Annotated in this window: 15 protein-coding genes; 9 read left to right on the top strand and 6 right to left on the bottom strand. The window is 69.4% G+C overall.

Annotated elements, in window-relative coordinates; genetic code table 11:
- The first annotated feature begins 292 nt into the window (after nucleotides 1–292).
- From BR39_RS0104155 to BR39_RS0104130, 6 genes are all read left to right on the top strand, one after another.
- A complete protein-coding gene (locus BR39_RS0104155; RefSeq protein WP_029908020.1) occupies nucleotides 293–3,670 on the top strand; it encodes a TonB-dependent receptor in 3,378 nt (1,125 codons plus the stop codon).
- 75 nt (nucleotides 3,671–3,745) lie between these two features.
- A complete protein-coding gene (locus BR39_RS0104150) occupies nucleotides 3,746–5,311 on the top strand; it encodes a tryptophan halogenase family protein (protein ID WP_029908014.1) in 1,566 nt (521 codons plus the stop codon).
- Nucleotides 5,311–6,789, top strand: a complete 1,479-nt coding sequence (locus tag BR39_RS0104145; RefSeq protein WP_029908012.1) for a tryptophan 7-halogenase — start codon at nucleotides 5,311–5,313, stop codon at nucleotides 6,787–6,789. The genes BR39_RS0104150 and BR39_RS0104145 overlap by 1 nt, the downstream gene beginning before the upstream one ends.
- Nucleotides 6,790–6,803: 14 nt before the next feature.
- Nucleotides 6,804–7,829, top strand: a complete 1,026-nt coding sequence (locus tag BR39_RS0104140) for a cupin-like domain-containing protein (RefSeq protein ID WP_035018218.1) — start codon at nucleotides 6,804–6,806, stop codon at nucleotides 7,827–7,829.
- Nucleotides 7,826–8,548 carry a DUF6445 family protein gene (locus tag BR39_RS0104135; protein WP_029908009.1) on the top strand — a complete coding sequence of 241 codons (723 nt, stop codon included), beginning with the start codon at nucleotides 7,826–7,828 and terminating at the stop codon, nucleotides 8,546–8,548. Before BR39_RS0104140 ends, BR39_RS0104135 begins: the two co-directional genes overlap by 4 nt.
- Nucleotides 8,549–8,675: 127 nt before the next feature.
- Nucleotides 8,676–10,721, top strand: a complete 2,046-nt coding sequence (locus BR39_RS0104130; RefSeq protein ID WP_029908007.1) for a glycoside hydrolase family 97 protein — start codon at nucleotides 8,676–8,678, stop codon at nucleotides 10,719–10,721.
- 145 nt (nucleotides 10,722–10,866) lie between these two features.
- Here BR39_RS0104130 and galA read toward each other — a convergent pair whose 3' ends face one another.
- Together galA and BR39_RS0104120 are read right to left on the bottom strand one after the other, a co-directional pair.
- On the bottom strand, nucleotides 10,867–13,383 hold the full coding sequence (gene galA / locus BR39_RS0104125) for a beta-galactosidase GalA (protein WP_029908005.1): 2,517 nt from the start codon (nucleotides 13,381–13,383) through the stop codon (nucleotides 10,867–10,869).
- Nucleotides 13,384–13,537: 154 nt separating this feature from the next.
- Nucleotides 13,538–16,177, bottom strand: coding sequence for a TonB-dependent receptor (locus BR39_RS0104120; RefSeq protein WP_029908002.1), 2,640 nt, complete (start codon nucleotides 16,175–16,177; stop codon nucleotides 13,538–13,540).
- Nucleotides 16,178–16,484: 307 nt separating this feature from the next.
- On the opposite strand from BR39_RS0104120, the gene BR39_RS0104115 reads away from it, so the two are divergent.
- The gene (locus BR39_RS0104115) at nucleotides 16,485–17,195 is read left to right on the top strand and encodes a DUF899 family protein (protein ID WP_029908001.1); all 711 of its coding nucleotides are present in this window, start codon (nucleotides 16,485–16,487) and stop codon (nucleotides 17,193–17,195) included.
- 88 nt (nucleotides 17,196–17,283) lie between these two features.
- Here the strand turns inward: BR39_RS0104115 and BR39_RS0104110 are convergent, their stop codons facing one another.
- The 4 genes from BR39_RS0104110 to BR39_RS0104095 form a co-directional block, all read right to left on the bottom strand.
- On the bottom strand, nucleotides 17,284–18,651 hold the full coding sequence (locus BR39_RS0104110; protein WP_029907999.1) for an arabinogalactan endo-1,4-beta-galactosidase: 1,368 nt from the start codon (nucleotides 18,649–18,651) through the stop codon (nucleotides 17,284–17,286).
- A gap of 165 nt (nucleotides 18,652–18,816) precedes the next feature.
- Nucleotides 18,817–21,129: an acyl-CoA dehydrogenase gene (locus BR39_RS0104105; protein ID WP_029907997.1), complete on the bottom strand. Its 2,313-nt coding sequence runs from the start codon at nucleotides 21,127–21,129 to the stop codon at nucleotides 18,817–18,819.
- Nucleotides 21,130–21,155: 26 nt separating this feature from the next.
- On the bottom strand, nucleotides 21,156–21,854 hold the full coding sequence (locus BR39_RS0104100; protein ID WP_029907995.1) for a class I SAM-dependent methyltransferase: 699 nt from the start codon (nucleotides 21,852–21,854) through the stop codon (nucleotides 21,156–21,158).
- A gap of 207 nt (nucleotides 21,855–22,061) precedes the next feature.
- Nucleotides 22,062–22,757 carry an AraC family transcriptional regulator gene (locus BR39_RS0104095; protein WP_156035577.1) on the bottom strand — a complete coding sequence of 232 codons (696 nt, stop codon included), beginning with the start codon at nucleotides 22,755–22,757 and terminating at the stop codon, nucleotides 22,062–22,064.
- A gap of 152 nt (nucleotides 22,758–22,909) precedes the next feature.
- Between BR39_RS0104095 and BR39_RS0104090 the strand changes: the two genes are divergently transcribed.
- Both BR39_RS0104090 and BR39_RS27335 read left to right on the top strand, forming a co-directional pair.
- Nucleotides 22,910–23,491 carry an RNA polymerase sigma factor gene (locus tag BR39_RS0104090; protein ID WP_029907993.1) on the top strand — a complete coding sequence of 194 codons (582 nt, stop codon included), beginning with the start codon at nucleotides 22,910–22,912 and terminating at the stop codon, nucleotides 23,489–23,491.
- Complete coding sequence (locus tag BR39_RS27335) at nucleotides 23,455–24,405, top strand: FecR domain-containing protein (protein ID WP_029907992.1); 951 nt, start codon at nucleotides 23,455–23,457, stop codon at nucleotides 24,403–24,405. The genes BR39_RS0104090 and BR39_RS27335 overlap by 37 nt, the downstream gene beginning before the upstream one ends.
- Nucleotides 24,406–24,448 lie beyond the last annotated feature (43 nt).

Raw genomic sequence — 24,448 nt, 5'->3', positions numbered from 1 at the left:
GGCGGCGGACCGGACAACGGCGAACGCCGTGACGAAGAGGAGGGGAGGAGGGGGATGACGGGGCCGAGCGCCCCGCGAGCGATCCCGGTCGGGGAGACCGGACGCTCATCGCGTCGAACGCGCCGCGCGGCGCCGACGCCTTTCAACGGAAATCACCGGTTCGACGCGTCCCCGCGGGGCGCGGACGGACCGAGGGTGCAGGGGTCTCCGCAACGCTCCGGGAGGGACGGCGCGGCTTCATCAAAAAAAACCCGCGCGACCAAGGCGCGGGCAGAAAATTAGGGAGAACGGGATGAGCAAGTTCAATGTCCGCCGCAAGGCGCTTCTGCGCGGCGGGGTGTCGCTGGCGGCGATCGCGGCCCTGGGCGTCCTGGGGGGCGTCATGGGCGCGGCCGCGCCGGCCTTCGCGCAGGACAAGTCCGCCAACGACGCCGCCACGGTCGACGAGGTCGTGGTCGTGGGCGTGCGCAAGTCGCTCGAGACCTCGCAGCAGATCAAGAAGAACGCCGACACCGTCGTCGACTCCATCACCGCCACCGACATCGGCGCCTTCCCCGACAAGTCGGTCGCCGAGGCGCTGCAGCGCGTGCCGGGCATCACGGTGTCCCGCCTGCAGTCCAGCGACGACAGCTCGCACTTCTCGGCCGAGCCGGCCGGGGTGCTGATCCGCGGCCTGACCCAGGTGCGCACCGAGTTCAACGGCCGCGACAGCTTCTCGGCCGACGCCGCCCGCGGCCTGAACTTCAACGACATCTCGCCGGAACTGATGGCCGGCGTCGACAGCTACAAGAACCAGACGGCCGAGATGATCGAAGGCGGCATCGCCGGCACGGTCAACCTGCGCACCCGCCTGCCGTTCGACGCCAAGGATCAGGTGATCTCGCTGTCGGGCAAGGCCAACTACGGCGACCGCTCCGACAAGGTCACCTACGAATATTCGGGCATCGTCAGCAAGAACTGGGACACCGACTTCGGGCGCATCGGCGTAATGGCCGACTACGCCTATTCCCACGTGCTGACCCAGACCGAAGGCGTGGTGATGCAGCGCATCGGCACCTTCTGCTCGGCCGGCATGAACGACTCCAGCGGCAAGGCGATCGTCAACGCCGACGGCTCGATCCCCTGTACGGCCAACCCCTACGGCGGCACGGGCTGGGTCTACATGCCCGACCAGGTCAACTACTCGCAGGTCGAGTATGACCGCGTCCGCAAGGGCACGGCCCTGGCCGTCCAGTACGAGAACAACGACGGCACCGTCCGCTTCAAGGCCCAGTACAACAATTCCAAGTACAAGAACGCCTGGCTGGAACGCAGCACCAACGTCGTGCTGTTCGGCCTGTGGGCCGCGTCGGCCTATTCGCCGCAGACCTCGGCCGTCATCGCGCCCGCCCAGGGTTCGCCGGCCTTCACCTTCGGCCCGAACGGCATGCTGACCTCGGGCATCCTGACCCAGCCGACCGGCGACTGGGGCACCAGCACCCAGGACAACATCAACCGCGGCTCGGCGGTCCCCGGCCTGCCCTTCGTCAACTACTGCGGCGCCGGCTCGGCCTGCGCCACCCAGCGCGAAGGCCTCTACATCGAGAACCAGGCGCGCAACTTCGACCACTCCGAAGGCACCAGCGACTTCTCGGCGAACCTGCAGTGGGACGTCAACGACCGGCTGCACACCAGCTTCGACGTCCAGTACATCGACGCCAACACCAACAACTACGACATCCTGGTCGCCAACCGCACGATGGCGGACGCCCAGTACAAGGTGAACGACAAGGGCACGCCGCAGATCACCCTGCAGCCGGGTTCGAACGTCAACTACGCCCCGGGCTTCCTGTCGAACCCGCACAACTACTGGATTCCGTTCATCCAGGACCACTACGAGGACAACGACGCCCACGAACTGGCCCTGCGCGCCGACGGCGAGTACGAGTTCAACGAGGGCGGCTGGCTGAACTCGCTGAAGGTCGGGGTGCGCTACGCCGACCGCAAGCAGAAGGTCCGCTACTCGACCTACAACTGGTCGCCGGTGGCCGCGCCGTGGAACTGCAACGGCCCGGGCTTCAACGTCGACAACACCACGCCCCAGCCCTATCCGGCCGCCTGCGGCCACGCCGGGAACTTCCAGGGTTACGGCGCCGGCATCTGGAGCGTCGCCGGCCTGGGCGACTTCTATGACGGCAAGGTGTTCCCCAACAACGACCTGGTGTTCCTCAGCAAGGGCACGCTGGCCGACCACGACGGGCTGATCAAGGCGCTGAGCGGCGCGACCACCAACTCGCCGATGGCCTGGACCCCGCTGTGCCAGCGCGCCAACAACACCGAGGGCTGCTTCATCGATCCGGAAATGGTCGATGTCGAGGAAGAGACCATGGCCGCCTACGGCATGTTGCGCTTCGGCGGCGACGACATGACGATCTTCAACGGCATCACTGTCCAGGGCAATGTCGGCCTGCGCTTCGTCCAGACCAAGACCACCAGCTCGGGCGGCGTCGCGTTCCCGACCAGCACCTGGTACACCTCGGCCGCCACCACGCCGTGCAACGCGCCGCTGGGTCCCAACTCGGTCACCAACATCTCGTGCTGGCTGACGCCCGACCTGCTGAACTTCAGCAACGGCGGCGGCGCGGACAACGACTTCAGCGGCAAGCACGACAACTGGCTGCCCAGCCTGAACGTCCGCTTCGGCCTCAGCGACAAAAGCTTCGTGCGCTTCGCCGCCTCGCGGGCCATGTCGCGGCCTGACTTCGGCCTGCTGCGCAACTTCGTCGGCATCCAGGTGCCGTCGACCGACACCTCGCCGAACTCGCAGTACGTGATCTGGAACGACCCGAACGCCCCGCACGTGGCGTCCAACGTCAAGGGCTTCAACTTCCAGTTCAACGCCGACTCCGGCTTCGGCGCGCTGAAGCCGATCACCGCCGACCAGTTCGACCTGGCCTTCGAGCACTACTTCACCGAAAGCAGCTCGTTCACCTTCGATGTCTTCTACAAGAAGCTGAACGGCAGCATCGCCTACGGCGAGTTCCTGCGCTCGTTCACCAACAACGGCTCGACCCAGAACGTGCTGGTCCGCGGCCCGCGCAACGGCAACGGCGGCGGCGAACTGACCGGCTTCGAAGTGGCCTACCAGACCTTCTTCGACTTCCTGCCCAGCCCGTGGGACGGCCTCGGCATCCAGGCCAACTACACCCACACCAAGCAGGAAGACATCCATAACTCCAACCTGGCCACCCAGCCCGGCTACGCGGCCGGCGGCACCGTCGCCTTCGGCGGCGGCCTGCAGGTCAACGGCGCGGTCATGGACAGCCACCGCCTGGCCGGCATCTCGGACGACGCCTACAACATCGTGGGCCTGTACGAGAAAGGCCCGATCGCCATGCGCCTGGCCTACAGCTGGCGCTCGGCGTTCCTGACCAACAACCTCGACTGCTGCATCGGCCTGCCGATGTACCAGAAGGGCGCGGGGTTCCTGGACGGCTCGATCCGCTACCAGGTCAGCGACAACATCGAAGTGTCGCTGGACGGCTCCAACCTCCTCGACACCACCACGGTCTTCCAGCAGCAGGTCTTCGGCGACTCGGCCCTGACCCCCGGCGCCAAGCCGGTGAAGATCGACTCGTCGTGGATCCGGAACGACCGCCGCATCCAACTGGGCATCCGCTTCAAGTACTAATCCCCCGATCGGGCCACGCCGTCGCGGATCCTCCGCGGCGGCGTCGGTTCCGGCGTAGACGGGAGGCCAGGACCAATGCACACGGACAAGGGCGCGACCCTGAAGGTCGTGATCGTCGGGGGCGGCACGGCCGGCTGGATGTGTGCGGCCGGCCTGGCGCGGCTGCTGGATCCCAAGGCCTACGACCTGACCCTGATCGAGTCCGACGAGATCGGCACGGTGGGGGTCGGCGAAGCCACCCTGCCGCACATCAAGACCTACAACGACATGCTGGGGATCGACGAGGCGCAGTTCCTGCGCGAGACCCAGGGCTCCATCAAGCTGGGCATCGAGTTCCGCGACTGGAACCGTCCCGGCGACCGCTACATTCATCCGTTCGGCACGTTCGGCGAGCCGTGGAACGGGGTGGACTTCCAGCATCACTGGGTGCGGGCCAGGAACGCCGGGCGCGAGGTCGCGCCGCTGCAGGCCTATTCCTACGCCGTGGCCGCGTGCCGGGCGAACGCCTTCGAGTTTCCCAACCAGGACGACAAGTCGATCCGCTCGACCTACGCCTACGCCTACCATTTCGACGCCAGCCTCTATGCGGGCTTCCTGCGCCGCTGGGCGACCGCGCGGGGCGTGACGCGTATCGAGGGCCTGGTTTCCGACATCGCCCGCGACACGGCCGGCGGCCAGGTGCGCAGCCTGACCCTGAAGTCGGGCGCCGTGATCCCGGGCGACCTCTTCATCGACTGCACCGGCTTCCGCTCGCTGCTGCTGGCCGGCCAGATGGACGTGGCCTGGCAGGACTGGGGCCATTGGCTGCCCTGCGACCGCGCCCTGGCCGTGCCCTGCGCCACGGGCGGCGACGGCCTGACGCCCTATACCCGCGCCAGCGCCGACCTGGGCGGCTGGCGCTGGCGCATTCCGCTGCAGCACCGCACCGGCAACGGCTACGTGTTCTCCAGCGCCTTCCTGGGCGAAGACCAGGCGCGCGAGACCCTGCTGGCCAAGCTGGACGGCCCGGCGCTGGACGAGCCGCGCCTGCTGCGCTTCAAGGCCGGCCGCCGCGTGCGGGGCTGGAGCGGTAACGTCGTGGCCATGGGCCTGTCCAGCGGCTTCCTGGAACCCCTGGAGTCGACCAGCATCTTCCTGATCCAGGCGGCCGTGATCGACCTGGTCAACCTGATGCCGACCCCGGGCGAGGGCGACCGCATGGACCCGCGGCTGGTCGCCGAGTTCAACCGCCTGTTCGAGATCCAGTACGACCGGGTCCGCGACTTCCTGATCCTGCACTACCGCGCCAACAGCCGGTTAGGCGAACCGCTGTGGGACCATGTGCGGACCATGCCGATCCCCGACAGCCTGGCGGCCAAGCTTCTGTTATTTGAGCGCCGCGCGGCCCTGCCCAACTACCAGTACGGCCTGTTCTCGCGCGACAGCTGGCTGTCGGTGCTGGAGGGGCAGGGGCTGGTTCCGCGCGCGTATGACCGCCTGGCCGAGAGCCTGACGCTGGACGACCTGGAGGCCCGCCTGGCCGACCTGAAGGCGCGGATCGACGGCAATGTCGCGACCATGACCAACCACGCCGACTTCCTGGCCCGCTACGCGCCCGGGGACCTGGGCGGACCGGTCCAGGCCGTGCGGGCGGTGTCGTGATGAGCGCGCCCGTCAGCATCGTCGTGGTGGGGCGCGATGCGGCCCTGTGGCTGTCGGCCTGCGTGCTGCGCGCGGCCCTGCGGCCGGCCGGGGTCGGCGTCACGGCGGTGGAGCTGCCGACCCGCCTGACGCCCGCCGACGTCCACGCCAGCCTGCCGCCGCTGGAGGCCCTGCACGGGATGTTGGGCCTGGACGAGGCGGACGTGCTGCGCGCCACGCGCGGCGCCTTCTCGCTGGGCCAGAACTTCGCCGACGTCTCGGGCGCGACCCCGGCCTTCTTCCACGCCCACGGCGCCTATGGCGCGCCGATCGACAACCGCGACTTCTTCCCGTTCTGGCTGAAGGCCCGGGGCCTGGGGCTGAACGTGGCGCTGGACGACTTCTCGCTGACCGCCGCCGCCGCCCGCCAGGGCCGGGTGCTGCTGCCCGACGAGGAGACCGAGGTCTTCGGCCGCACCGATTACGGCTACCACCTGCCGGCCCTGGCCTACGCCGCGGCGCTGAAGGGCCTCGCCAAGCGGCTGGGCGTCGAGCTGCACCAGGCCCTGTCCGTCGCGCCGACCCTCGACGCCGACGGCGAGATCGCCGCCCTGGACCTGGGCGAGGGCCGCAGCGTGCGGGGCGACCTGTTCGTCGACGCCACGGGCGGCGAGGCCTTGCTGATGACCGCCCTGGGCGTGGCGCGCGACAGCGGGCGCGGCCATTTCCCGGCCGACCGGGTGCTGCGCGCCCAGGGGCCGCGCTTCGCTTCGCTGCCGCCCTACGCCGACATCCGCGCCTGGGCGCGCGGCTGGGTGGGGCTGCACCCCAGTCAGGCGGCGACCCATGTGGTCCAGGCCTATGCAGGCGATCTGTGCACGGACGACCAGGCCCTCGAGATGGCCGGCCGCATCTCGGGCCTGGCCCTGGCCGACGCCGTGGTCTCGGTCAGCGATCCGGGCCGTCGCGTCCAGGCCTGGAGCCGCAACTGCGTGGCGGTGGGCGAGGCGGCCTGCGCCTTCGATCCGGTGCACGGCGTCGACCTGCAGGCCGTGCAACTGGGGCTGGTGCACCTGCTGCCGCTGTTCCCGGTGGCCGCCGACTTCGACGCCGAGCGGGCGACGTACAACGCCACGATGCGCGAGGTCTACGAGCGCCTGCGCGACTTCCAGTCGGCCCACTACGTCGCCAACCGCTACGCGAAGGCGCCGTTCTGGGAGCGGGCGCGGGCGGCGGGCGTCTCGGAGGTCCTGGCCCACAAGATCGCCACCTTCCAGGCGCGGGGCGACATCCCGCCCTCGGAACACGAGACCTTCGTCGCCGACAGCTGGCGGGCCCTGCTGACCGGTCACGGCGTGACGCCCGAGGCCCACGCGCCGATGATCGACCGCACCTCGCCCGAGGTCGTGAAGGGCGAGTTCCGGCGCATCCTGGCCTTCATCAAGGGCCAGGTGCTGAAGCAGCCGACCCACGACCTCTATCTGGAAAGCTTCTGCTGATGGACGGCGGCGGCATGATCCAGCCTTGCGACATCGACGCCCTGCCGCGCGTGGCGACGGCCGCCTGCGCCTCGCCGGCGGACTTCGACGCGATCGTCCGCGCCGAGCGGCCGGTGGTGATCAAGGGGCTGCTGGAGGCCTGGCCCGCCCTGGCCGCTGGGCGCCAGGGACCCGCCGCCCTGAACGCCTACCTCAAGGCCATGGACGCCGGCGCCCCGGCCCCGGTCATGGAGGCCCCCGCCGCCACCGGCGGCCGCTTCGGCTACGGCGCCGACCTGCGCGAGTTCGCCTTCTCCAAGCGCCAGGCCGGGATCGGCGAGACCCTGGACCGCATCGAACGCCTGCTGGGCGAGCCGGACGCCCCGTTCGTGGCCATCCAGATGCTGCCCCTGGCCAGCCACATGCCGGAATTCGTGCGCCGGAACCCCAGCCCCCTGCTGCCGCCGCAGGTCATGCCGCGCCTGTGGGTGGGCGGGGCCGTCCGCACCCAGACCCACAACGACCGCGACCACAACCTGGCCGGCGTGATCGCCGGCCGCCGCCGCTTCGTGCTGTTCCCGCCGACCCAGGTCGCCAACCTCTATGTCGGCCCGCTGGACAATCCGCCGCCGCTGTCGCTGGTCGATCCCGAGGCCCCGGACCTGGCCCGCTTCCCGCGCTATCGCGACGCGTACGCCGCGGCCGAGGTCGCGTGGCTGGAGCCGGGCGACGCCCTGTTCGTGCCGAAATACTGGTGGCACCACGTCACCTCGCTCGCGCCCTACAACGCCATGGTCAACTGGTGGTGGGGCGACACGGGCGCGGGGCTGGAGCGGGCCAACGACGTCTTCCTGACCGCGCTTCTGGCCTTCAAGGACCTGCCGCCGGGCGAGCGCGCCTACTGGCGGTCGATGTTCGAGGCCTATGTCTTCGCCGGCGACGGCGAGGCGACGGCCCACATTCCGGACGGTCTGAAGGGCGCTCTGGGGCCGATGAGCCCGTCGTTCCGCGCCAACCTGGCGCGCCAGCTGAAGATGGCCTTCCTGAAGGGCGGCGCATGACCGCAGCCATCGCCGTTCCCCCCTTGCTGCTCGGTCGCCAGATTCGGCTCCAGCTCCTCCACCTGGGCGAGGAGCGCCAGCCGCTGCTGGTGGTCGACGAGGTGCTGGACGATCCGGACTCGATGATCGAGGCCGCGCGCCAGGCCGATTTCTACAGCCCGCCGCACACCAACTATCCGGGGCTGAACGCCAACCTGCCGGAGTCGTACTACCGCACCGTGGTCACCGCCCTGCGCGGGCCGATCGCGGCCGCCTTCGGCCTGCCCAGCGACGTCTACGTCAAGTATTTCGGCTATTTCGGCCTGGCCACGACCTCGGCGCGCGACGCCCAGCCGGTGCAGAAGATCCCGCACCACGACGGGCCCGATCCGAACCGGCTGGCCATGGTCCACTACCTGGGCCGGGGCGATCACGGGGGCACCGGCTTCTTCCGCCACAAGGCCACCGGCTTCGAGAGCGTCGACCAGAGCCGCCATGCGACCTACGTGGCCGTGGCCCAGGCCCAGCTGGCCGAGCGCGGCGTCGGCACGGCCGTCTATCCGGGGGCCGACATGGCCGACTACGACCTGATCGGCCAGGCCGACGGCGTGTTCAACCGGCTGATCGTCTATCGCAACCACGTCCTGCACTCGGCCCTGCTGGGGCCCGAGGCGGGCAAGGCCGATCCGGCCCAGGGCCGGCTGACCGCCAACGGCTTCATCGAGGCGGTGAGCTCCTGATGCGCCGTTCCTTCTCCCTCATCGTCGTCCGCGCGCGGGCGACGCGACCAGTCCTCCCCTGCGTCTCGGCTTTGGCCTGCGGAGCCGAGACGCCCTTTTTTCTTCTTCTGACGAAAGAGACCGTTCGATGATGTTGCGAACCCCGGCCCTGTTCGGCGCTCTGCTGAGCGCCCTGGCCGCCCCTGCCGTCGCGGCCGCCGCTGACCGCGAATGCGCCCAGTCGCCGGGCAAGGTGATCGAGGTCTGCGTCTTCACCAAGGACGGCTCGGCCTTCTACGAGGTGTCGCGCGGCGGCAAGCCGGTGCTGGCGGCCGCGCCCCTGGGCCTGACCTTCGCCGGCGAGCCCGCCGCGCGGATCACCGCCCTGACCGGCGCCAGGCGCTCGGCCTCCGACAGCAGCTGGGAGCAGCCCTGGGGCGAGCAGCGGGTGATCCGCGACAACCATTCGGAGTTGACCGTCTCGCTGGCCGGCGACACGCCGCTGAGCAAGACCTTCGACGTCACCTTCCGGCTGTTCGACGACGGCCTGGGCTTCCGCTACGCCTACGGCGCCGTTCCCGCCGGCCAGAACGTGTCCGTCACCGACGACCGCACCGCCTTCAAGCCCGTCGGGGCCTATGACGCCTGGTGGTACGAGGGCCTGGGCCAGGAGCGCGACGAGTACCTCTACAAGCAGACCGACGCCCGCCGGATCACCCTGGCCGAGACGCCGCTGACCCTGAAGCGCACGGCAGGCAACGAGGCCGGCGGCCTGTACCTGTCGTTCCACGAGGCGGCCCTGGTCGACTTCCCCAGCATGCTGCTGGCCGGCGACGGGGCGGGGACGCTGAAGGCCCGGCTGATGCCGTGGCAGGACGGGACCCTGGCCAAGAAGACCGGCCCCTTCACCACCCCGTGGCGCACGGTGCTGATCGGCGAGACCGCCGGCGCCCTGGCCGACAGCCGCATCGAGCTGAACCTCAACGAGCCCAGCAAGATCGCCGACACCTCGTGGATCAAGCCGGGCAAGTACGTGGGCATCTGGTGGGAGATGCACCTGGAGCGCTCGACCTGGGGCAGCGGTCCCAAGCACGGCGCCAACACCGCCAACACCAAGCGCTACATGGACTTCGCGGCCAAGTACGGCTTCGACGGCGTGCTGGTGGAAGGCTGGAACGAGGGCTGGGACGGCGACTGGATCAGCAACGGCGAGAAGTTCAGCTTCACCAAGGCCTATCCGGACTTCGACCTGAAGGCGATCACCGACTACGGCAAGTCCAAGGGCGTCAAGCTGATCGGCCACAACGAGACGGCCGGGGCGGTGCCCAACTACGAGGCCCAGCTGGAAGACGCCATGAAGCTCTATGAGAGCGTCGGCATCTCGCAGGTGAAGACCGGCTATGTCCGCCACAGCGGCACGATCCTGGACCAACAGGGCGAGCAGCAGTGGTTCGCCGGCCAGTACATGGTCCGCCACAACCTGCACGTCGCCCAGGTGGCGGCCCAGCACCACATCTCGATCGACGCCCACGAGCCGGTCAAGGACACCGGCCTGCGCCGAACCTGGCCCAACATGCTCAGCCGCGAAGGCGCGCGCGGCCAGGAGTTCAACGCCTGGGGCAACCCGACCAACCCGCCCGAGCACACGGTGATCCTGCCGTTCACGCGCATGCTGGGCGGGCCGATGGACTTCACGCCGGGCGTCTTCGACGTGGTGCACGGCAAGACCGAGCTGACCCGCCGCGGCCAGTCGACCCTGGCGGTGCAGCTGGCGCTGTACGTGGTGCTGTACAGCCCCATCCAGATGGCGGCCGACCTGCCGGAGAACTACGAGGCCAGGCCCGACGCCTTCCAGTTCATCCGCGACGTGCCCACCGACTGGGAGACGTCCAAGACCCTGCAGGGCGAGATCGGAGACTACATCGTGACGGCCCGCCAACCGCGCGGCGGCAAGGACTGGTTCCTGGGCGCCCTGACCGACGAGACGGCCCGCAAGCTGACTCAGAAACTGGACTTCCTGGCCCCCGGCAAGCGCTACGAGGCCCAGATCTACGCCGACGGTCCGGGCGCGGACTACATCACCAACACCACGGCCCTGACGGTGTCGAAGAAGGTGGTGACCAGCAAGGACTCGCTGGAGTTCGACATGGCGCCGGGCGGCGGCGCGGCGGTGCGGTTCAAGGCGCTGGATTGATCGCACAATCCGTTGTCATCCCTGAAAGCGCGTGGCGCTTGTCCGGGACCCAGGGGCGGTTGCACTGCATTGGCCCAGTCACCTGGGTCCCGGACAGCCTCTGCGAGGCTTCCGGGATGACAACTTTTGTTGAGGTCAGAGGTCTCTAGGCGCCCGCCGTCAAGCTGACGCTTGCTGTCTTCAGCCCCGGCGCCGAGGCCGTCACCCGCACTTCGCCCGCCTGGCCGCGCCGCGTGCGGACGATCGCCTGGCAGAGGCCGTTGAAGGCCTTCCTCTGGCTGGCGACGTCGGCCTCGTGGCTGGTGGGATTGCCGTTGCCCACCCCGATCACGTCGCCAGGACCCGCGACCGCGAAGGTCACCAGGTCGTCGGCGCGGGGCACGATGCGGCCCTTGGCGTCCAGCACCTCGACCTTCAGCACCGCCACGTCCTGTCCGTCGGCGGCGTAGCGCGAGCGGTCGGCGGTCAGTCGCAGGGCGGCGGCCGGGCCGGCGGTCTCGCGGCGCTCGCGCAGGACGACCTTGCCGCCCTTGTAGCCGTGGGCCTCGATCACGCCCGGCGCGTAAGGGACCGACCATTCGACGTGGTGGTTGGGCTTCACGTCGCGCACGCCCTGGCTCTTGCCGTTCAGGAACAGCTCGACCTTGTCGCAGTTGCTGTGCGCCCAGACCGCGATCGGCTGGCCCTCGCGGCCTTCCCAGTTCCAGTGCGGCAGCAGGTGCAACAGCGGCTCGGGCCGCCACCAGGCGCGGTAGTAGTAGTAGTTGTCCTTGGGGAAGCCGCAGGTGTCGAGCGCGCCGAAGTGCGAGCTGATGCTGGGCCACTTGTTGAAGGGCGTGGGCTCGCCGCGATAGTCGAAGCCGGTCCAGATGAAGCCGCCGGCCACCCACGGACGGTCGGCCGCGTGGCTCCACCACTTCTCGGCCGTGGTCGCCCACCAGGGGTGCTCGGTGTCGTAGGCCGGCACGTAGAGCTTGGCGTCGTCGCGGGCGTATTCGCCGCGCGTGGCCACGGTGCTGGCGCTCTCGGTGCCGATGATCGGCTTGTCCGGGAACTTGGCGTGGAACGCGTCCATCTTCTCGTGGCGGTAGTTGAAGCCCTGAACGTCGATGACGGCGCTGATGCCCTCGCCGAAGCCGGAGTCCATGGCGGCGATGACCGGGCGGGTCGGGTCCAGGCGGTTGACCAGCCGCTTCATGGTGGTCGCCACCTTGGCGCCGCGGGCGGTGCCCTGCTGTGGCTCCTCGTTGCCGATCGACCAGAGGATCACCGACGGGTGGTTGCGGTCGCGGCGGACCAGGCGCTCCAGCTCGTCCAGGGAGGTGGCGTCGCTGGACATCCGGCGGGTCTCGTCGATGACCACCATCCCCAGGCGGTCGCAGGCGTCCAGCAGCTCGGGCGTCGGCGGGTTGTGAGCGGCGCGATAGGCGTTGCAACCCATCGATTTCAACTGCTCCAGCCGCCAGACCTGCAGGGCGTCGGGAATGGCCGCGCCCACGCCGGCGTGGTCCTGGTGGTTGCAGGTCCCCTTCAGCTTCACGCTCTGGCCGTTCAGCAGGAAGCCCTTTGCGCCGTCGAAGGCGATCGACCGGAAGCCGAAGCGGGTCGCATGGCGGTCCACGACCGCGCCGCCGACCTTCACCTCGGTGACCAGGGTGTAGAGGTGCGGGGTCTCCAGCGACCACAGCACGGGATTGTCCAGGGCCACGGTCAGGGACAGCGACTGGCGCTCCCAGGCCGGCAGCCGGTCGGAGGCGGCGGCGGGGGTCAGCACCGGCTTGCCGGCGGCGTCCAGCACGGTGTGCAGCAGTTCGAACTCGGCGCGGGCGTCGCCGTCGTTGACCAGGTCGGTGTCGATCGTCAGCGTCCCATCGGCCTTGGCGCGCACGAACACGCCCCATTGCGGCACGTGGACCGGGGCGGTCTTGACCAGCCAGACGTGGCGGTAGAGGCCCGCCCCCTCGTAGAACCAGCCCTCGCCCAGGCTGGCGTCGACGCGCACCACCAGGGTGTTGTCAGCGCCGAGATTGGCGATGTCGGTGATGTCGACGCGGAACGGCGAATAGCCGCTGTCTTCCTGCTCGAGGATGTAGCCGTTGACGATGACCAGGGCGTCGCGCATCGCGCCGTCGAACTCGATCGACAGCCGCTTGCCGGCGTCGGCGGCGGGCAGGGCGAAGGTCTTGCGGTACCAGCCGACGCTGGTGTCGGGGAACTCGCGGCCCAGGGGCTTGTAGCCGTGGGCGGCGCGCAGGTCCTCGTCGTCGGGCTTGCCGGACGGCACATAGGCGGGGTTGTCGACGAAGGGCAACTCGACGGCCCAGTCGTGGGGCAGGGTCACCGACGCCCAGGCGCCGGCGTCGAAGGCGGGGTCGGACAGCTGGCTGACCTGCCAGTTGGCGGCGGTCGCGCCGGCCTTGGCGAAGGTGCGCTGGTTGGCCCCGAAGCCGAAGTCGCGGGCCGGGTCCTGGGCGTGGCCCAGCTTGAAGCGCCAGTCGAAGTCCAGCGACAGGCGCTCGCGCGGGGCCAGGTCGATGACGGGAAGGACGGGGCGGGAGGACGCGGCGGGCGCGCTCTTCGGCGCGGCGCGGGCGGGCGCGGCCGCAAGGACGGCGGCGCCGGCGGTGGCGGCCAGGGCTTGGCGGCGGCTGAAATCGACCATGGGGTCCTCACGCGGAAAGCAAAAAAATGGGGAGGAAGCGCGGATGGCTTCCTCCCCAGGTGCAGGATGTCATCGGGGAGGTGTGATGAATCCCAGCTTGGCAAGACGAGCTTGCCGCCGCCACCCCCGCAGGACGAAGGGGTGGCGGAAAGGGTTAGAACTTCAAGGTCACGTCGGCGAGGTAGCGACGGCCGTAGACGTCATAGCGACCGATCCGGTTGGGATCGTTGTCGCGGTACATCCGCAGTTCCTCGTTGGTCAGGTTGTTGGCCTGGAAGCGGACCGTGACGTGGTCGTTGATGTTGTACGACGCGCTGAAGTCGAGGGTCTTCTCGCTCTCCAGGGTCTGCAGGTCCGCGCCGTTCCAGCCGTAGATGACCGTCATCGGCGAGTGGTACTTCCAGCCCAGGCGCGCTTCGACCGGACCGTTGGCGTACCAGAGGTCGACCGTGGCGGTGTGCTTGGCCAGGCCGGTCATGTCGAGCGGGTTGTTGACCGGCGAGAACTCCTTCAGGTCGGAGTCGACGTAGGCGTAGTTCGAATAGACGCCGAACTTGTCGAACGGACCCGGCAGGAAGAAGAACGGCGTCTGGAAGGTCAGTTCCAGGCCCTGGATGTAGCCGTCGCCGCCGTTGGTCGGGCTGGAGACGGCGTAGGTGGTGCCGCCGTAGGCGATCGGGGTCTGCTTCCAGCCGATGTAGGAGCTGACGTCCTTGTAGTAGTACGAGGCCGCGATCAGGGCTTCCGGACGGAAGTACCACTCGGCCGAGGCGTCGAACTGCACCGCCTCGAACGGCTTCAGCGTCGGGTTGCCGGCGCTGCCCGTGTAGGGCGACCAGGTGGTCAGGGTGCGGCTGGCGCGCAGCTCGTCCAGCGGCGGACGGGCGATCACCTTGGCCAGGCCCAGGCGGAACACCTTGCCGTCGCCGAAGTCGAACTTCACGTTCGCCGAGGGCAGGATGTCGGTGTAGTCGTTGTCGATGGACACCGGCGAGAACACGCCCAGGGTGTCGGCCTGCTGGCCGTCGCTGCTGGTCTCGGTGTGCACCACGCGGACGCCGATGTTGCCGGTCGCCCACGAGCCGCCGATGCTGTCGGCGGCGAAGTTCAGCTTGCCGTAGCCTTCGAAGACCTTCTCGTTGACGCTCCACTGCTGGGCCAGGTTCTCCGAGCCGTGGCTGGGGTCGAAGGCGTTCGCGCCGTACAGGACCGCGGCCAGGGCGTCGAAGTCGCCCGTGACGACCGCCGGCACGTCGAAGGCGCTGACCTTGTAGTAGCTGAGCATGCTCGCCGGCACGACCGTCCCGGCGTTGGCCCAGGGGTAGAACTGGAACATGCTGTGGTCTTTGGTGCGGTTGGAGGCCCGCGCGCCGAACTGGACGCTCTTGAACGCTCCGCCCGCCAGGTCGCGGGTGAAGTCCAGCGCGCCGGCCGCCAGCTCGTCGTTCAGGTGTTCCGGACCGTCGTTCTGGCCGCCCTTCCACGAGTTGTACTGCGGCAGGGTGGTGATGTCCTGGGTCAGCTTCACGGTCGGCTTCACGCCGGCGCGGGTGTCGAACGACATCGTCGACGGATAGGTTTCCAGGCGCACCGCCGCCCAGTTGTTCTCACGCTCGGCCTTCGAATAGGACAGGTCGCCGACGACGGTCCACGCGTCGTTGGTCCACTTGCCGTTCAGGCCGGTGACGAACAGCTTCTTGTCCTCGGTGTAGCGCGCGATCACGCTGTGCACCGCGTTGTTGGACACCAGGTTGGCGGCCACGACCGTGTTGTTGATCAGGGTGTAGGACGCGCCCGGGGCGTTGTAGTCGCCGGCGTTGCCGTTGGCCCAGTTGCCCCAGTTGTTCCAGCCGTAGATCGCCTGGTCCTGGTTCTCGTTGATCTTGATGTCGGAATAGAGGGCGTCGAACTTCAGTTCGAAGTTGTCGCTGGGCTTCCACTGCAGGCCGGTGGAGACGCCGTTGCGCTTCTGGCTGAGCTTCTTGACCTCCAGCTGCGCGCCCCACGGGGTGGCGTCCAGCTTGCCGTCGCCGTTCAGGTCGCCGCTGGAATCGCTGGCGCCGGCCGGCTGGCGGATGGTCGAGTCGTTGTAGCCCCAGCCCTGGAACGAGACGTAGCCGTTCTTCTGCTTCTGGCTGGTCAGGCCCAGCACGATGGCCAGGTCGTCATTGATCTTGTGCACCCACGAGCCAGAGGCGCGGTAGCCGGTCTGGTCGTAGTTGGGGATGTCCTTGCCGCCGTCGTAGAAGACCGGGCCGGCGCGCAGGACGAATTCGGGGCCCTTGTAATCGAGCGGGGCGATCGTATCGATGTTGATCGTCGCGGCCACGCCGCCGGCGATCAGGTCGGCCGACTGCGACTTGTAGACCTGGACGCCCTGGACGACTTCCGAGGGGTAGATCTCCCAGCGGACGTTGCGGTCCGGCTCGGACGAGGCGACTTCGCGGCCGTTGACGGTGCCCAGCACCAGGCGGGCGCCCAGGCCGCGCACGACGGCCTGGCTGTCGTTGCCGCGGTCGCGGGTGGCGTTGACGCCCGGCAGACGGGCGATGGATTCGGCGATGGTCACGTCGGGCAGGACGCCGATGTCCTTGGCCGAGATGGCTTCGACGACCTTGTCGGAACCACGCTTCACGTCGAGGGCTTCACGCAGGCTCTTGCGCACGCCGGTGACGACGACTTCGTCGACCTGCGACGAGTCGGAGGCCGGGGCCGGCGCGGTTTGCGCATGGGCGCTGGCGGCGGCCATCAGGGCCAGGCCGCTGGCGGCTGCAAGCAATTTGTAGTGGGTCATCGTTGGTTCCCCCAGGGACGACGGCGCCGCGTTCGCAAAGACGCGGCTGCTCTGTGTTTGTGATGCGGTGAACTCTCCGGCGCGAAAAAGGCGGCCGGTTCGAGGTGGGCGCGGGGTCCGCGCCGTTGCGCTTCTGGCGAGCGCTCCCGTCCTGGCGCGAGCGCCAAGCGGAGCCTTTATTTATCATATCAATCACACATGACAAGCCTCAGCATGTGGGACGGCCGATTTGTCGGACCGCTGTGTCGCAAAGAACCCACCTCGCGCGTCTTCAGTTATGTCGACATCAGAAACGGAGGCCGTCGCCATGGACGCCCGACCAACCCTCACCCCCGCCGCCGAACTCGCCGCGCGCAGCCCGGTGCGGTTCCCCAACGAAAGTCCCGAATACCGCGCCGCCCGCACCGCGCTGCTGGCCGAGGAGCTGGAGCTGCGCCGCCATCTCGAACGCGTCGCCCAGCAGCGCCGCGACCTGCCGCCCGGCGGCGAGGTGCGGGGCGACTACCAGTTCGAGGGCGAGGAGGGCCGCGTCGACTTCGCCGGCCTGTTCCGCGACAAGCAGACCCTGGGCGTCTACAGCTACATGTTCGGACCGCAGCGCGAGCGGCCCTGCCCGATGTGCACGGCCCTGCTGGGCCCGCTGGACGGCAACGCCGCCGACCTCGACCAGAAGATGTCGCTGGCGGTGGTGGCCCGCTCGCCGCTCGACAAGCTGCTGGCCTTCAAGCGGGAACGCGGCTGGCGGAACCTGCGGCTCTACACCGACCTGAACGGGAACTACTCGCGCGACTATTTCGGCCTGCTGCCGAACGGCGACGAGATCCCGGCCTACAACGTCTTCACCCGCCGGGGCGGGACGATCCGCCACTTCTGGTCCGGCGAGATGACCGGCGACAGCGCCGATCCCGGCCAGGATCCCCGCGGCGCCCCCGACCTGGTCCCGCTGTGGAACTTCCTGGACATGACGCCGGAGGGGCGCGGCGGGGATTGGTATCCGAGCCTGGATTACGGGAAGTAGCGGGGTTCACCCAAAACCGTTGTCATCCCGGACAGCCCCTGCGGGGCTTCCGGGATGACAACCTTTGAGTGGCTGAGGGGAGGGGTATTTACTCCCCCACCCGCACCACGCTGGCTCGCTGTCCCACCGTCGCGGTGACCGCCGAGGCGTCCGCCACGCCCGCCGCCGTCGTCGCCGTGGCCACGGTCACCGAGGTCCCGGGCGCCAAGCGCGTGCGGTAGACGAAGGCGTCGCCCTCGCGGGTCATGGGCCTGGGGCCGACGCCGGCCAGGAAGTCGCCGTCGATGAAGGCGGCTTCGCTCGTCGCCTTGGTCTTGAACGTCACCTCCACCGGCAGGACGTAGGCGTGCTTCAGCCAGGCCTCGGCGCTGCCGTTGTCCTGGCCCTTGTAGTCGAACACCGCCGCGTTCTCCCAGTTGGAGCCCTTGCCCCAGCGGGTGCCGCACGACTTGGTCGAGACCCAGGCCGGCTCCCAGTAGAAGACGCCCGTGCCGCCGCTGGACAGCACCAGCTGGGTCAGGTCGACCAGATATTTCTGTTGGCCCGCCGGCGTGGCCGGATAACCGGCGATCAGCGAGTCCTCGCCCAGCAGGTTGGGCGAGGTGTCGGCGTTCTCTGTCGTGAACGGATAGGCTGTCTCGACCACCAGGACGTCGGCCGCGTAGGTGTGGCGCAGCCGGTCGATCGTCTGGCCCAGCTGGGCCATCGAGCGCTTGGACCACTTGCTGTAGTAGCTGAGGCCGATGATGTCGTAGTCGGTGACGCCGGCCTTGGTCGCCGCCGCGAACCAGGGCTCGGCGTTTTCGGGCTGGGCGATATGCAGCATCACCCGGGGCGGCTTGCCCGTCTCCTTGCCGGCGTCGCGCACGGCCTTGATCCCGGCGTTGAACAGCAGGGCGTTGCGGTCCCAGTGGATGGGTTCCTTGGCCTTGGCCAGGCTGGAGACGATCTCGCCGTTGGTCTCGTTGCCCACCTGCACCAGCTCGGGCATCAGGCCCTCGCGGTCCAGTTCGACCAGGGTGTCGTGGGTGAAGGCGTACAACGCCTTGGCCTGGTCCTGTGTCGAGAGCTTGGCCCAGGCCTTGGGGGCGATCTGCTTGTCGCCGTCGGCCCAGTCGTCGGAATAGTGGAAGTCCAGCAGCACCTGCATTCCGGCCTGCTTGGCGCGTTTGATGCTGCGCTTCACGTCGGCGAGGTTGGAGTACTTGGTCCAGTCCGGATCGTTCCAGATGCGGATGCGCGCGACGTTGGCGCCGGCCGATTTGAAGAACCGGAACTGGTCGACCTGCTGGCCGCCGGATTTGTAGACCGCGCCGCAGTCGTCCATCTCGTTGGCGTAGGAGATGTCCACGCCGAGATAGATCGGGGGCTTCATGGAGTCCGGGGCGGCCTGGGCGGCGCTGAGGCTGATCAGGCTGGCGGCCATCCCGGCGATGATGAAGCGGTTGCCCCGCATGACGTTCTCTCCCGACGTTTACACGCCTCGTTGAGGAGGCGGGCGGAAGGTGTCGTCAATTATATTATAAATCAAGCGCGGAGTTTGAAGGCGGGGACACACACTCACCCTGAGACCTTGCCGACCTGGCGAAGCCCATGGGTGAGTGTGTGTCCCCCAAGTCGTCTACGGCCCCACCCCGCTGAATGTCCGCTGCTCCTCGAACCCCGGCCGCGGCGTCACGCCGTCGGTCCAGATCGGAGGCGCGGGATGGGCGTCGGCGACGCTCCGGGTGCTCAGCCCGTCATGCGCGAAGTCGTCGACGGCGATCACCGCCGCCACGGCCTTGTCGGCGGCCTCCAGGGCCGCGATCTCCTCCGCCGACACCCAGCCCTGCTCGACCCCGTCCCGCCAGTGGCGGACCTTCTGGGCGCGCAGGCGGTCGTGGATCGGCTGGGTGGCGACCACCCGTTCGAAGGCGTCGATCAGCTGGCCGACGGCCTCGTCGGCGCCGCCCACATAGACGTTCTCGATCAGCCGGTCGCGGGTCTCGGAAGGGTGCAGCAGCAGCTCGGCGCAGGCGGTGGTGACCTTGTCCGAGGGCCCCCGGCGGCGCGGCCCCAGCGGCAGGATCGCCGCACGCAGCAGCCAGCCGGCGAGCTGGTTGGGCAGGTTGGCGAACACCTCGTCGAAGCGCTGCTCGATCGTGGCGAAGCCCGTGTCCATGCACCATTGCAGCAGCGGGAAGTCGGCGTCCTGGCGGCCCTCGTCCTCCCAGCGCTTGAGGGCGGCCGACAGGAAATAGAGCTCGGCCAGGATGTCGCCCAGGCGGCCCGACAGCATCTCCTTGCGCTTCAGCGCGCCGCCCAGGGTCAGCAGGGCGATGTCCGAGGTCAGGGCGAAGGCGGCGCTGTAGCGGCCCATCCGGCGGTAGAATTTCGAGGCCCGTCCGGCGTCCGGCGCGGGGGCGAAGGCGCCGCCGGTCCAGCTGCGGCTCCAGGCCCGCAGGCCCGTGCGGACGGAATGGGCCACGTGCTTCCAGAACACCGCGTCGAAGTCGGCCAGTCCCTTGGCGCGGTCTTCCTCGCCGATGGCCAGGATCTCCTGCAGCAGGTACGGGTGGGCCCGGATCGCGCCCTGGCCGAACACCATCAGGCTGCGGGTCAGGATGTTGGCGCCCTCGACCGTGATGCCCACCGGGATCGCCCGGTATTGCGAGCCCATGTAGTTGCGCGGCCCCTCGATCACCGCCTTGCCGCCGTGCACGTCCATGGCGTCATTGACGACCACCCGCATCCGCTCGGTGGCGCCCGACTTCAGCAGGGCCGAGATCACCGACGGGTGATGGCCCAGGTCCAGGCCCGCGCAGGTCAGGCGGCGACCGGCGTCCAGTAGGTAGGCGTTGCCGGCGATGCGGGCCAGGCGCTCCTGCACGCCCTCGAACTTGCCGATCGGCACGTTGAACTGGCTGCGCACGCGGGCGTAGGCGCCGGTGGTCAGGGCGCTGAACGACGCCGCCGCGCCCGACAGGGCCGGCAGCGAGATGCCCCGACCCGCCGCCAGGGCGGTCATCAGCATCTTCCAGCCCTGGCCCACGCGCTCGGCCCCGCCGATCACCAGGTCCATCGGAATGAAGACGTCCTTGCCCCAGTTGGGACCGTTCTGGAACGTCTGGAAGGCGGGCAGATGGCGGCGGCCGATCTCGACCCCGGCCGTGTCGGTGGGGACCAGGGCGCAGGTGATGCCGATGTCCTCCTCGCCGCCCAGCAGGCCGTCCGGGTCGCGCAGCTTGAAGGCCAGGCCCAGCACCGTGCAGACCGGTCCCAGGGTGATGTAGCGTTTGTGCCAGTTCAGGCGGATGCCGAGGACCTCCTGGCCCTTCCATTGCCCGCGGCAGACCACGCCCTCGTCGATCATGGCCCCGGCGTCGGACCCGGCCTCGGGGCTGGTCAGGCCGAAGGCGGGCACCTCGCGGCCGTCGGCCAGGCGCGGCAGCCAGTGGTCGCGCTGGGCCTGGGTGCCGAACTTCATGATCAGCTCGCCCGGACCCAGGCTGTTGGGCACCATGGCCGTCACCGCCGCCGACACCGAGCGGGTGGCGATCTTGCGCACGATCTCGGCGTGGCCGAAGGCGCTGAAGCCCAGGCCGCCGTAGTCCTTGGGGATGATCATGCCGAAGAACTTCTGGCTCTTCAGATAGGCCCAGGCCTGGGGCGGCAGGTCGCGCGTCTCCCAGGTCATGGTCCAGTCGTCGAGCATGGCGCACAGGGTGTCGACGGGCCCGTCGATGAAGGCCTGCTCGTCCGGGCGCAGCTTCGGCGTGGGGAAGGCCAGCAGTTCGTTCCAGTCCGGATCGCCGGTGAACAGGGCCGCGTCCCACCAGGTGTCGCCGGCGTCGATCGCCTCGCGCTCGGTCTGGGACAGGGCGGGCATGACGCCGCGCGCCCATTGCAGGATCGGCCGGGAGATCAGGTCCCGGCGGAAATCGAAATCGGTCATGACGCCACCTCGGAAACAGATGGACGTCAAACGCGGGGAAGGGCTTTGGGCTCCGGTCTGGTCGCCAGGTAGAGCGAGATCGAGCCGGTCAGGGTGGGGACCACGCGCCGCTCCTCGACGCCCGCGAAGCCGGCCTGGGCCATCAGCGACGGCAGCACGCCCTTGGCGTTGGGCTCGGTCAGGGCGAAGCCGTCGACCATCTGCACCTGACGGAACAGCAGCCGCATCAACGCCGTGCGCTGCAGGCCGTAGTCGCCGACGATCATCGCCCCGCCCGGCTTCAGCGCCGCGTGCATGGCCTGGAGAATGGCCAGCTTCATCGGCAGGGGGCACTGGTGCAGCACCAGGCTGGAGACGACCTTGTCGGCCGATCCCGCCGGCGCGACCTCGGCCAGCCGGTCGCCCATGGCCCGGCGCCAGTCGATCTCGACCCCCGCCCTGCGCGCCTTGGCGGTCGCCAGGGCCAGGATGGCCGGATCGGGATCGACCCCGACGATCCGCGCGGCCGGGCAGGCGGTCTTCAGCATCACCGCCAGGGCGCCGGTGCCGCAACCGACGTCGAGGATGGTCTCGCCGGGCCGGGGATCGATCAGGGCGACCAGGGCCGAGCGCCAGGTCCGCTCGCGGGTCGCCAGGGCGACGACGTAGTCGTAGAGGCCGGTCAGTTCGGGCCGGCCGAGGGCGGGGACGTAGGGGCGGGTGTCCGGGGGGCGGGTGTCGGTCATGGGGGCAGCATGGCCGGCGGCGGAGGAGGGCGATTGAACGTAGCGGCTAGGGGGCTCACTTAGCCGCCATCCCACGGTTGTCATCCCGGAAAGTGCGCAGCACTTGTCCGGGACCCAGGGGCAGTCGCACAGCATTCGCCCAGTCCCCTAGGTCCCGGACAGCCTCTACGAGGCTTCCGGGATGACAACGATTTTGGTGCGGCGGCCTCAAACCGGGATCTGCGTCGCCATCACCCCGAACATCCCCTTCAGCGTGCGGGCGAAATGGGCGGCGTCGGCGAAGCCCGCCAGGTGGGCCGAGGCGGTCACGTCCTCGCCGGACTTCAGCGCCACGAAGGCCCGCTGGACCCGGCGCCACAGCAGGTAGCGGCGATAGGGCAGGCCCAGGGCCTCGACGAACAGGTGGCGGTAGCGCTCGGGCGACAGGTTCGCCGCCCAGGCCGCCACGGCCAGGGGCACGGGTCCTTCGGCCAGCCGCGCGTCGATCACGGCCAGCGAGCGCGCGAGGGCCTCGGGCAGCGGCGCGGCGTCATGCGGTTCGGGATCGGTCAGGATGCGCCGCCAAGCCTGGAGGCGCGGATTGGGCGAGCTGAGGACCAGCGCGTCGGGCAGGGGGCGCAGGGCCGTCAGCATGGCCACGGCCTCGGCGCTGGGGGCCATGGCCTCGACGAAGACCTGGCGGGCCTGGTCGTGCGGCTCAAGGCGATGCTGAACCAGGGGATCGACCAGCACGGCCCGGGCCTCATGCCGCCGGCCCAGGCCGTCCACGACGCCCACCGGCGTGTCGCCCAACACCAGCTGGGCGGCCAGGTGGCGGTGCGGGACGCTGGCCCCGATGGAGCCGGTCCACACCGCCCAGCGGTCGCCGAGGTCCAGTTGGCCATGCCAGAGCCGATCGCTCACCACCGGGGTCCCTCGCGCTGCGCCGCCCCTCACACCTAAGCCCATCCGCGCCGTCGGCAAGGCCCCGGGGCGCTGTCAGCAAACCGACACACGATGCGGCTAGTTCAGCGCCTCGAGGATCCGGCGCAGCGATGAGGGGGCGGACGTCTTCCATGGCTTGGCTACGCGACATCGACCGCTGGTTCGCCGCCAGCGTCCTGCCCTACGCGGCCAACTACCGGGCCTACGCCCGCAAGCTGGTCGGCGACGAGGGCGACGCCGAGGACCTGGTGCAGGAGGCCTACGCCAAGGTGCTGGGCGTGGCCGAGTGGCGACGGCTGGAGACGCCCGAGCGGTTCGTGATGACCATCATCCGCAACCTGGCCTTCGAACGCTTCCGCCGCGCCAAGGTGGTGGGCATCCGTCAGATCGGGGTGCTGGAGATGGACGCTCTGCCCGACCCGGCGCCGGACGCCTATGCGGTGACCAGCGCCCGCCAGGAGCTGGACCTGGTGCTGGCCGCCCTCGAGCGGCTGCCGGTCCAGTGCCGAAAAGTGCTGACCTTGCGAAAAATGCACGGCCTTTCGCCCGGGCAGATAGCGGTTAGGTTGAACTTGTCCGTCTCTACAGTCGAGAAACACCTCGCCAAGGGCCTGAAGCTCTTGACCAAGGCCCTGGCCACGGGCGATGGCCGCAGTATCGGGAAACGATCGAGTTCATGGGCAAACCGGGCGATCAAGACAGAGACGCGCTGATCGCCGAGGCCTCGCTGTGGCTGGCGCGCCTCGACGCCGGCCGTGCTTCCGAACAGGACCTGGACGCCTGGCGCGAGGCCGATCCGCGCCGCGCCGCCGCCTTCGCCGAGGTGGCCACGGCCTGGAGCCGCCTGGACGCCCTGCGCGAGGCCGAGGACGAGGCGACGCCGCGGCCCAGCCGGCGCGCCTGGCTGACCGGCGGCGGGGCGGCCCTGGCGGCCGGCCTGGCGGGCGCGGCCTATCTGGAGCGCGACGTCCTGCTGCGCGACCGCGTGACCACCGGGGTGGGCGAGCGCCGCACCCTGGCCCTGCCCGACGGCAGCTCGGTCGAGCTGAACACCGACACGGAGGTCTTCTGGCGGTTCGACCGCAAGCGGCGGCGGCTGTGGCTGTCGCGCGGCGAGGCGGCGCTGATGATCGCCCACGACCAGTTGCGGCCGTTCGAGCTATTCACGTCTCAAGGCCTGGCGCGTCTGGCCGCCGGCCAGTTCAACGCCCGCCTGCGCCCGGCGGGGCTGGACCTGATCGTGCTGGCCGGCCAGGCGGCGGTCGAGACCGCCTCGGGCGCGGCCCGGGCCCAGGTGGTCGGGCCCGCCGACGCCCGCCAGGCCCTGGAGGTCACGCCGCACGGCGTCGCGGTTGTCGCCACGCCCGAGGACGAGGTCCAGAGCGTCCAGGCCTGGCGGCGCGGCGAGATCGTCTTCGAGGGCCAGCCCCTGTCGGTCGCGGTCGAGGAGTACAATCGCTACCTGACCCGCAAGCTGGTGATCGCCGACGACAAGGCCGGGTCCCTGCGCCTGGGCGGCCGCTTCCTGACCGGCGATCCCGACAGCTTCCTGGACGCCCTGCGCATGACCTTCGGTGTACGGATCGTCGAGGACGGGCCGTCGCGAATTCTTCTTAAATCTCGATAGGGGTTTTGCCCCGCTCCCCCGTCTTGCCGTTCGAGACGCCGAT

The organism is Caulobacter sp. UNC358MFTsu5.1 (assembly GCF_000712075.1).
GTDB lineage: Bacteria > Pseudomonadota > Alphaproteobacteria > Caulobacterales > Caulobacteraceae > Caulobacter.
The sequence above is the reverse complement of the archived record's forward strand: the minus strand, read 5'-3'. Positions and strand labels throughout refer to the sequence as shown.

What these genes read in the sequence shown, in the direction of transcription:
- BR39_RS0104155 (WP_029908020.1), top strand. Translation starts at nt 293, where the DNA reads ATGAGCAAGTTCAATGTCCGCCGCAAGGCGCTTCTGCGCGGCGGGGTG.
- BR39_RS0104150 (WP_029908014.1), top strand. Translation starts at nt 3,746, where the DNA reads ATGCACACGGACAAGGGCGCGACCCTGAAGGTCGTGATCGTCGGGGGC.
- BR39_RS0104145 (WP_029908012.1), top strand. Translation starts at nt 5,311, where the DNA reads ATGAGCGCGCCCGTCAGCATCGTCGTGGTGGGGCGCGATGCGGCCCTG.
- BR39_RS0104140 (WP_035018218.1), top strand. Translation starts at nt 6,804, where the DNA reads ATGATCCAGCCTTGCGACATCGACGCCCTGCCGCGCGTGGCGACGGCC.
- BR39_RS0104135 (WP_029908009.1), top strand. Translation starts at nt 7,826, where the DNA reads ATGACCGCAGCCATCGCCGTTCCCCCCTTGCTGCTCGGTCGCCAGATT.
- BR39_RS0104130 (WP_029908007.1), top strand. Translation starts at nt 8,676, where the DNA reads ATGATGTTGCGAACCCCGGCCCTGTTCGGCGCTCTGCTGAGCGCCCTG.
- galA (WP_029908005.1), bottom strand. Translation starts at nt 13,383, where the DNA reads ATGGTCGATTTCAGCCGCCGCCAAGCCCTGGCCGCCACCGCCGGCGCC.
- BR39_RS0104120 (WP_029908002.1), bottom strand. Translation starts at nt 16,177, where the DNA reads ATGACCCACTACAAATTGCTTGCAGCCGCCAGCGGCCTGGCCCTGATG.
- BR39_RS0104115 (WP_029908001.1), top strand. Translation starts at nt 16,485, where the DNA reads ATGGACGCCCGACCAACCCTCACCCCCGCCGCCGAACTCGCCGCGCGC.
- BR39_RS0104110 (WP_029907999.1), bottom strand. Translation starts at nt 18,651, where the DNA reads ATGCGGGGCAACCGCTTCATCATCGCCGGGATGGCCGCCAGCCTGATC.
- BR39_RS0104105 (WP_029907997.1), bottom strand. Translation starts at nt 21,129, where the DNA reads ATGACCGATTTCGATTTCCGCCGGGACCTGATCTCCCGGCCGATCCTG.
- BR39_RS0104100 (WP_029907995.1), bottom strand. Translation starts at nt 21,854, where the DNA reads ATGACCGACACCCGCCCCCCGGACACCCGCCCCTACGTCCCCGCCCTC.
- BR39_RS0104090 (WP_029907993.1), top strand. Translation starts at nt 22,910, where the DNA reads ATGGCTTGGCTACGCGACATCGACCGCTGGTTCGCCGCCAGCGTCCTG.
- BR39_RS27335 (WP_029907992.1), top strand. Translation starts at nt 23,455, where the DNA reads ATGGGCAAACCGGGCGATCAAGACAGAGACGCGCTGATCGCCGAGGCC.